The organism is Microvirga pakistanensis (assembly GCF_004458765.1).
Taxonomy (GTDB): domain Bacteria; phylum Pseudomonadota; class Alphaproteobacteria; order Rhizobiales; family Beijerinckiaceae; genus Microvirga; species Microvirga pakistanensis.
The window spans coordinates 1-223 of the sequence record NZ_SPJX01000080.1; the positions used below are offsets into that span (position 1 = coordinate 1).

Sequence of the window (223 nt, forward strand, 5' to 3'; positions counted from 1 at the left end):
GATATTGGCGACGAGTTCGAGGATCACCGCACCGACGACGGTTCCCCAGATACGGCCGACGCCGCCCCTGAGAGCGGTGCCGCCGATGACGACGGCGGTGATGGCCTGCAGGTCCCACAGGAGACCGGTGGTTGGTGTGGCGGAGCCGAGGCGGGGTACATAGACGAGCACCGCGATGCCGACGCAGATGCCTTGAATGATGTAGGTGAGCGTGCGCACCCGC

1 protein-coding gene is annotated in these 223 nt (G+C 66.4%); it reads right to left on the reverse strand.

Annotated features, from left to right (window positions below; translation table 11 throughout):
* The coding region (locus E4K09_RS02815) for an ABC transporter permease subunit (RefSeq protein ID WP_425293806.1) at nucleotides 1–223 on the reverse strand (223 nt) is incomplete at both ends.